This window comes from Corynebacterium sp. HMSC077G07 (assembly GCF_001809225.1).
Classification (GTDB): domain Bacteria; phylum Actinomycetota; class Actinomycetes; order Mycobacteriales; family Mycobacteriaceae; genus Corynebacterium; species Corynebacterium jeikeium_D.
Genome location: NZ_KV796534.1, coordinates 1 through 7,233, shown reverse-complemented (window position 1 = coordinate 7,233; position 7,233 = coordinate 1). Strand labels below are relative to the sequence as shown.

General features: G+C 58.6%; 4 protein-coding genes and 1 tRNA gene. 2 read left to right on the top strand and 3 right to left on the bottom strand.

All coding sequences use genetic code 11. The features are described from left to right. Positions 1–264: 264 nt before the first annotated feature. The 3 genes from HMPREF2562_RS05740 to HMPREF2562_RS05730 all read right to left on the bottom strand — a co-directional run bounded on the left by HMPREF2562_RS05740 (position 265) and on the right by HMPREF2562_RS05730 (position 2,163). Positions 265–338 (bottom strand) — tRNA-Leu (locus HMPREF2562_RS05740). A 50-nt stretch (positions 339–388) separates the two neighbouring features. After that, complete coding sequence (locus tag HMPREF2562_RS05735; RefSeq protein ID WP_049190011.1) at positions 389–1,366, bottom strand: DUF368 domain-containing protein; 978 nt, start codon at positions 1,364–1,366, stop codon at positions 389–391. A gap of 206 nt (positions 1,367–1,572) precedes the next feature. Further along, positions 1,573–2,163, bottom strand: coding sequence for a TetR/AcrR family transcriptional regulator (locus HMPREF2562_RS05730; protein WP_049193961.1), 591 nt, complete (start codon positions 2,161–2,163; stop codon positions 1,573–1,575). 443 nt (positions 2,164–2,606) lie between these two features. Between HMPREF2562_RS05730 and polA the strand changes: the two genes are divergently transcribed. Both polA and rpsA read left to right on the top strand, forming a co-directional pair. Further along, a complete protein-coding gene (gene polA / locus HMPREF2562_RS05725; RefSeq protein ID WP_070549747.1) occupies positions 2,607–5,252 on the top strand; it encodes a DNA polymerase I in 2,646 nt (881 codons plus the stop codon). A 282-nt stretch (positions 5,253–5,534) separates the two neighbouring features. Then, the gene (gene rpsA / locus HMPREF2562_RS05720; RefSeq protein WP_005510285.1) at positions 5,535–6,998 is read left to right on the top strand and encodes a 30S ribosomal protein S1; all 1,464 of its coding nucleotides are present in this window, start codon (positions 5,535–5,537) and stop codon (positions 6,996–6,998) included. Positions 6,999–7,233: the final 235 nt, after the last annotated feature.

Genomic DNA, 7,233 nt, shown 5'->3' with positions numbered 1-7,233 from the left:
GAAAGTCAGACACACTTTTTGCTACTTAACCCTTCACTCAATCGATAGTGGCGGGGTTTTCTTATGCCCAAAAACAGATTCACCCAGGAGTTAACGCAGGATTCAACGTGCAATAAGTGGCTCTTTTTTGGCTCATTTTTGGCGCAAAATACCCGTGAAAGTACGTGAAAGTGCGTGAAAAAGAGTGAAAGATAGTGAATACTCAGACAAGTAAAACCCGCTCCCACCAGGCTAAAAGCCAGGTGAAAGCGGGTTTTAAAATCGTGCCCCCGGTGAGACTCGAACTCACACTGGACGGGTTTTGAATCCGTTGCCTCTGCCAATTGGGCTACAGGGGCGCAAAGCCGTCGATAAGCGAAAATGCTCTATCGAAGCGACTTTGACTAGTTTAGTCCATCGACCCCGAATTAGAAAAACGGCGCTGCGCATAAGCGACGACGCTGACGATTGCGGCGCCGAGAATGAACAGTCCGAGGGCGAGTCCCCAGTCGGAGCCGATGCCCTGGAGCTCGTTGTTTTCGGTCTGCCACGGCCAGAGAGCGCGCAGTGAACCGAGCATGAGGCCGGACATGGCGACCAACGTGAGCGCCTGGTGCGTACTCAGCAGCCATTCGAGGAGGCGGATGAACAGGACGATGCCAATCAGCGCGCCGACGAAGAACGTGCCGATGTAGGCGAAGTCACGGTCGTGAATTGCGCCCATGGTCGGTGCGTAGAGTCCGATGACCAGCAGGAAGAAAGAGCCCGAAACGCCCGGCAGAACCAGTGCGCACACGGCAATCGAGGCGGCGATGAGTACGAGCCAGAGAGGCGGCTGCGTCGGTGCGGCCTGGGGGAGGGAGGTCAGCGCGAACAGGGCGATGCTGAAGAACAGGAAGACTGCGATGGCCTTGCCGCGCATGCCCGGCTGACGCAGAGCGCCTGGCTGTAGCTCGTTCAGCGGCATGGTGATCGAGGCGGCGATCATGCCCATGAACAGTGCTCGGGAAGCGACTGGTTGGTTGGTGACGAAGTTCTCCATGATGCCTGCCATGGAGAAGACCACGGCAACCATGCCGATAGCCACCGGGATGAGCAGCCACCAGTCGATTCTGCGAAGGTCCTCCTTGAAGGTGCCCTTCGAAGTTGCCCGCGGCAGGTCGGTGATGCGCTTTGCCGATTCAATCAGGCGTCCGTAGATGCCCGTGATCAGCGCAAGGGTGCCGCCGGAGACCCCCGGAATCGTCTCGGCGAGACCAATGAGGCCACCGCGAACTGCGTTGGCGATGACACCCAGCGGGGTCGGCTTCGGGATTTCAGAGTAGGGGCTCGTGGTCGGCAGCGTGGTCGACTCTGCGCCAGGAGCGCTCGTATTTTCAGTAGACATCGCAGGCCATTGTATGTCTTCCACCTGAGAAGAAGCGTATTTCCGTGTGTGTATTAGTAGCTTCGGGGTGCGATTAAAGACACAAAACAAAAAAGCAGCGCCTGGGGTGGCGCTGCTGATTCAGTGAGTTACGCAGGAGTAGTCGGTGGCAGTGGGGGGCAGTAGGCGGTGGGCAGTGGAGCTGCTTTCTTAGCCGTGCTCAGTTCTTAGCCGTGTTCGATGATCTGCTGCAGGCAGCTGCCCAGGGCCTCCACCGAAATCCTCGGTGCGTTGGCCTCATCGATTAGACCAGTATCAGAAAGAACTAGGTATCCGACGCAGAGGGAAATAGCCATTTGGCTGCGGTGCACAGCAGCATCGTGGCTAACGTCTTCCGGTCCGTCCTCTTCGACGCGGCGAATCAAGTCATCTGCAACAGCTTCATTGAACCGCTCGGCGATGACTTTTGCAGTTTCCTCGGAGTCGAGGGATCCGACAATCAGCGGAATCATGGACTGTCCGGCCATTCCTTGACCAGTCAAAATAGCGCTGGCCATCCGCTGGCCAAGTTCATTGAAGGGAGCTCGGCTGAGCGTGCCTTTGAACTGGCTGAAGTCAATCAGTTCGGCCATGAGACCTTCTTTGGAGCCGAAGTACTTGATGATGAGCGGCGCGCTGACGCCCGCATCGCTGGCAATTTCCTTCAGCGGCACGCTTCGCAACGGCTTGCGCGCGAAGTGCCGAGCTGCAGCCGCGATGATGCGCTCGCGGGTGGACTGGGCGCTCCGTTGGAAATCGGTCGAATCGAACTCACTCATGCTGAAGAGTCTAAAGCCATGAAAGCGTAACTACGCCAATTGATTTCAGAGGCATGCGCAGGACGTGGTGATATGTTTTCGCGGCCACCTCAAAGAGGGGGTAATTTCTAGGTGCCTCATTTGGGGCAGGTTCCGCGCATGTTGTTGAACGATCGCTGGAAAATATGGAAAAACTCCAGGAAAATAAGGCGAATATTAAAGTTGGATTACAGTATTTCGGAAACTGAAACCAAGTGCCAAACGACGCTCGGGAGGCTCACTCTTGCGAATCACTGTTCAGGTGGGCTAAGGGCTGTTGAACCCGTTTCAAAATGCAGCCTGATTACCGTAATTATTGTTCACTGAAGCTGACCGGCCAACAGCTCATCCTCCGCAGCTCGCGATTCCTCAACGCGCATCTCAGTTTTCCTACGCTGTTCAATATTTTCCTACACTGGGATGTCATGAAGAAGACCCTCATGCTTATCGACGGTCATTCCATGGCCTTCCGCGCGTTCTTTGCCCTTCCGGTGGATAATTTCTCAACCACCGGTGGTCAGACAACGAACGCGGTGTACGGCTTCCTTTCTATGCTGTCCAATATCCTCAGCGAGGAAACGCCCACGCACGTGGCGGTCGCCTTCGATGTCGCCCGCGAGACCTTCCGCAACGAGATCTTCCCGGAGTATAAGGCTCAGCGTGAGAAGACTCCTGAGGAATTCCGTGGTCAGGTGCCGCTTATTCAGCAGGTGCTGAAAGAGATGGGCATCGTCACGCTGGAAAAGGACAACTATGAGGCCGACGACATTATCGCGACTTTGGCTACCCAAGCCAAGCCTGAGGGCTTCGAAACGCTCATCGTCACCGGTGACCGTGACTCGTTCCAGTTGGTCAACGACACCACCACGGTGCTTTATCCAATGCGCGGCGTCACCACGCTGCATCGCTTCACGCCTGCTGCTATCGAGAAGAAGTACGGTCTGACGCCGACTCAGTACCCGGACTTCGCTGCTCTCCGCGGCGACCCCTCCGACAACCTCCCGGGCATTCCGGGGGTCGGCGAGAAGACCGCGACGAAGTGGATCGTTCAGTACGGCACGCTGGCAAACCTCATCGACCACGCTGACGAAATCCGCGGCAAAGTCGGCGATAACTTCCGCGAGCGCGTCGCAAACGTCCAGCTGAACCGCGACATCACCGAAATGGTCAAGGACCTGCCCTTGCCATACGGTCCGAACGAGCTCGAGCTCCGTCCCGCCGACGCCCAGGGAATCATCGACTTCTTCGACCGCCTCGAATTCGGCGACAACCTTCGCGAGCGCGTGTTCCGCACCCTTTCCATCGAAGGCGCGGGCGTCACCGCCTCCACCAGCGACAGTGCGACAAAGCTCGAGGCTGTTTCGCTTGACGACGGCGCCCTGGCTGCCTGGCTCGATAATCTGCACGAGCCGGCCGCGTTGCAGGTCGGGGAGCACACCCTGATGATTGGCTCCGCAGATGAGAAGGGCAAGACCTCCGGCCAGGCTGTTTCTCTCGACTTGGGTGATCTTTCCGCCGAAGATGCCGACGCACTGCGCGAGTGGCTCGCTGGCGACCATCCGAAGCTGGTGCATGACTCTAAAACGGCCATGCATGCACTCTGGAACTACGACTTCGAGCTGGCCGGGGTCATCCACGACACCTTCCTGGCTGCGTATCTGCTGCGCCCAAGCCAGCGCAGCTACAGCTTGGACAACGTCGTCCAGCGTCACCTGGGCCAGACTCTTTCGCAGGCCGAGGGCCAGATGACCCTGCTCGATGGCCCGGCCGAAGACGCTTCCCATGTCGCCGCCGTCATCGACCTGGCTGAGCGATTGGCTGTCGAACTCGACGAGGCCGGGCTCTACAGTGTGTACGCCGACCTGGAAGTCCCGCTCGCCCCAGTGCTGGGTCGGATGGAGCGTGCCGGTATCGCTGTCGATGTTGATGCGCTCGAGGAGCTCCGAAAGCAGGCGCAGGCGGCTACCGATGAGGCGGAGAGTGAGGCTCGCAACCTCGTCGATAAGCCTGAGCTGAATCTCGGATCGCCGAAGCAGTTGCAAGAGGTCCTGTTTGACCAGCTGGGAATGCCCAAGACAAAGAAGACGAAGACGGGCTATTCCACGGCGGCGAAGGAAATTGAGGGGCTGGCGAAGGTCAACCCGCATCCGTTCCTGGATTACCTGTTGAAGTTCCGCGAGTCGCAGAAGATGAAGTCGACCGTGGAGGGGCTGATTAAGGCTGTCGCTGATGATGGCCGTATTCATACGACTTTTAATCAGGCGGTCGCGGCGACGGGGCGTCTGTCGTCGACGGAGCCGAATCTGCAGAACATCCCGGTGCGCACGGAGTTCGGGCGACGGATTCGTGAGGCGTTCGTGGTCGGCGATGGCTATGAGCAGCTGATCACCGCGGACTACTCGCAGATTGAGATGCGCGTGATGGCGCACCTATCGCAGGATCCGGGGCTGATTGAGGCCTACCGCCAGGGCGAGGACCTGCATAACTACGTCGGCTCGAAGGTCTTCGGCGTCGGCATCGATGAGGTTACGCCCGAGCTGCGTCGTCGTGTAAAGGCGATGAGCTACGGATTGGCTTATGGTCTGAGCGCTTTTGGTCTGGCTCAGCAGCTCGACATTCCGCAGCGCGAGGCGAAGAAGCTCATGGAGGACTACTTCGAGCGCTTCGGCGGCGTGCGCGATTATCTGCACAAGGTTGTTGAGCAGGCGCGTAAGGACGGCTTTACGGCCACGATGTTCGATCGTCGTCGCTACCTGCCGGAACTCAACGCCGACAACCGCATCGCTCGCGATAACGCGGAACGTGCGGCTTTGAACTCGCCGATCCAGGGCTCGGCGGCAGACATTATTAAGATTGCAATGCTCCGGGTCGACGATGCTTTACGACGGGGCGGGTTGCGCTCACGTGTCCTCCTGCAGGTTCATGACGAACTGGTTGTTGAAGTTGCAGATGGGGAAGAGGGAGCCATCAAGGAGCTGTTGCATCGCGAGATGGACTCGGCGGCTGAATTGCTGGTGCCGTTGGATGTTTCCATCGGTGCTGGTGTGAACTGGGATACTGCTGCGCATTAGTGGTGCGAAGGTCGGGCCGTAGTGCTGGTCGGCGGACTTGATGCGGGCTTGCCGCGGATGTGTTGCGGACTTGAATGTCGCAGCTCAAATCGGTATTGTTCGCTAGGTATGCATTAGCGTGCCGACTTTGCAGCCTCGAGCTTCATGGACATCGGGTTAACTAATTGCCAATGGTGAGATTCGCCGAAAGCGGATTTGGCCCGGTTGTCCAGGGGTTTCTTTGAGGGGCAAGGCCGAAATTGTCCGTTTTTCGATTTCTATCCGCTTCGGAGCACATCTTATATGTCCACTTCTAACGTCCCTCAGGTTGCCATCAACGACATTGGCACCGCTGAGGATTTCCTGGCCGCTGTCGACTCGACGATGAAGTACTTCAACGATGGTGACATCGTTGAAGGCACCGTCGTTAAGGTTGACCGCGACGAGGTTCTTCTCGACATCGGCTACAAGACTGAAGGTGTCATTCCTTCCCGCGAACTGTCCATCAAGCACGATGTCGACCCTGACGAAGTGGTCGAAGTTGGCGATGAGATCGACGCGCTGGTCCTGACCAAGGAAGACAAGGAAGGCCGCCTCATCCTGTCCAAGAAGCGCGCTCAGTACGAGCGTGCTTGGGGCACCATCGAGCAGCTCAAGGAGAACGACGAACCGGTTACCGGTACCGTCATCGAGGTCGTCAAGGGCGGCCTGATCCTCGACATCGGCCTGCGCGGCTTCCTGCCGGCTTCCCTCGTCGAGATGCGTCGTGTCCGCGACCTCCAGCCGTACATCGGCCAGGAGATCGAGGCCAAGATCATCGAGCTCGACAAGAACCGCAACAACGTCGTTCTGTCCCGCCGTGCATGGCTCGAGCAGACCCAGTCTGAGGTCCGCTCTGAGTTCCTGCACCAGCTGCAGAAGGGCCAGGTCCGCAAGGGTGTCGTTTCCTCCATCGTCAACTTCGGCGCATTCGTCGATCTCGGCGGTGTTGACGGCCTGGTTCACGTTTCCGAGCTGTCCTGGAAGCACATCGACCACCCGTCCGAGGTTGTCCAGGTTGGCGACGAGGTCACCGTCGAGGTTCTCGAGGTCGACCTGAACCGCGAGCGCGTTTCCCTGTCCCTGAAGGCTACTCAGGAAGATCCGTGGCGCGTCTTCGCCCGCACTCACGCAATCGGCCAGATTGTTCCGGGCAAGGTCACCAAGCTGGTTCCGTTCGGTGCGTTCGTCCGCGTCGAGGAGGGCATCGAGGGCCTGGTTCACATCTCCGAGCTGGCTTCCCGCCACATCGACGTTCCGGACCAGATCGTCTCCGTCGACGAGCAGGTCATGGTCAAGGTCATCGACATCGACCTCGAGCGTCGTCGTATCTCCCTGTCCCTCAAGCAGGCTGACGAGGACTTCACCGAAGAGTTCGACCCGACCAAGTACGGCATGGGCGACTCCTACGACGAGCAGGGCAACTACATCTTCCCGGAGGGCTTCGACCCGGAGACCAACGAGTGGATGGAGGGCTTCGAGACCCAGCGCGCAGAGTGGGAGGCTCGCTACGCAGAGGCAGAGCGTCACCACCAGCTGCACGCTGCCCAGATCGAGCGTCACCGCGCTGCAGCTGCCGAGGCTGCAGAGACCGCTTCGAACTACTCCTCCGAGTCCGGCGAGGCAGCTCCGGCTGCTCCGGCCGCACCGGCTGCAGACAATGCAGGCGGCACCCTGGCTTCCGACGAGCAGCTCGCTGCTCTGCGCGAGAAGCTGGCTGGCAACTAAGCTAGACCGCTAAGGGCTTACACGTCCCTTTGAGAAATTGCCCCGGCGAGGTTTTCCTCGCTGGGGCTTTTTCGTGCCTTCTTTGCTTTACGACGGGCACCTGCTCGGCCTTGTTCTTATAGCGGCGGCTTGGGGGCTTGCTGCATTTTTGGTCCTGGTGTTGGGGCTTTGGGCCATAAAGGTGGCGCCGCTGTTGTCTAGGGCGGGTTAAGTAAAGAAAAGTGTGTCTTTTCCG

Excerpts from the sequence above, each read along its gene's own strand:
- HMPREF2562_RS05735 (WP_049190011.1), bottom strand. The coding sequence starts at position 1,366 with ATGTCTACTGAAAATACGAGCGCTCCTGGCGCAGAGTCGACCACGCTG.
- rpsA (WP_005510285.1), top strand. The coding sequence starts at position 5,535 with ATGTCCACTTCTAACGTCCCTCAGGTTGCCATCAACGACATTGGCACC.
- HMPREF2562_RS05730 (WP_049193961.1), bottom strand. The coding sequence starts at position 2,163 with ATGAGTGAGTTCGATTCGACCGATTTCCAACGGAGCGCCCAGTCCACC.
- polA (WP_070549747.1), top strand. The coding sequence starts at position 2,607 with ATGAAGAAGACCCTCATGCTTATCGACGGTCATTCCATGGCCTTCCGC.